The organism is Pseudocoprococcus catus (assembly GCF_019734885.1).
GTDB lineage: Bacteria > Bacillota > Clostridia > Lachnospirales > Lachnospiraceae > Coprococcus_A > Coprococcus_A catus.
This window is the reverse complement of sequence record NZ_JAAXCM010000067.1, coordinates 1-941: the sequence shown is the minus strand read 5'-3', so window position 1 is coordinate 941 and position 941 is coordinate 1. Positions and strand designations below refer to the sequence as shown.

The following is a 941-nucleotide window of genomic DNA, read 5'->3' as shown; positions in this document are numbered from 1 at the left end:
ATTTTTTTCCTTTTAATTTATAGCTCTAATTGTCCAAACAATTTTGTCTTAATATCCACACAAAGCAACATCAACTGTTCCTTGTCCTTAAAATCAACATTATTATAATAAAGAACTTTTATCTCCGAATACATTTCCGGATCTATCATTGTATTGAAGCAAATTATATAATCATATTCATATATACTGGTTATCCTTTTAGAACATAATTTTTCTGGGCACGAAATATTATTGAGTTTACAAAAAACTTTAATGTCATTCATATTCAAAATTCCTTGACCTATACCCGCTGTATCAATAAAAATATCCTCTTTACGGCATATAGAACGCAACAGTAACGCTATTATATGAGACAAAAAAACATTATCCTCATCCAGTATTAATACTTTATATGGTACTTTTTTTATGTGCAATTTATCAACAAATGCTTTCTGTGCCAACAGCAACTTTTCCACTTTGTAATCCACTACCTGCATGAGTTCACTATAGTTATCCTTGTTTTTTATCTCTTCAAAAATATGAAGTATCGTCCATATCAAATCATATTTTTCATTATCTAATGCATAAGCATAACTGTTCCTCAACAATAACCAACCCTTCTCACGGTGCATATAATACTCATTTTTATGATACGATAATAAAACATATGGATTTCTTTCAATCTGAAAACTTTGTTGTATAATTTGATTATATTTACCAAAAGCTTTTTCATTCATTCCATAAGCATTTGTAATTAAATCAAATAACGTTGCAACTGCATACATACGAATCAAGAATCCTTCTTCTCTTAACATCACTTGTACTTTCTCAATACTTTTCTCATGCCTTCCAATTGATATAGAATCTATAGCTTCAAGACGTACCAGTCTATTTTGATCAAACAGCATTCCATATAAAATTTCTTCTATTTCATCGCTATCAAAAAGTACCAATTGTCTTGC

Annotated in this window: 1 protein-coding gene; it reads right to left on the bottom strand. The window is 29.2% G+C overall.

Going from position 1 to position 941, the window contains the following annotated elements; translation table 11 throughout:
* Positions 1-17 precede the first annotated feature (17 nt).
* Positions 18-941: HEAT repeat domain-containing protein (locus tag HED67_RS16940; protein WP_221718991.1), on the bottom strand; the 924-nt coding region annotated here is incomplete at its 5' end.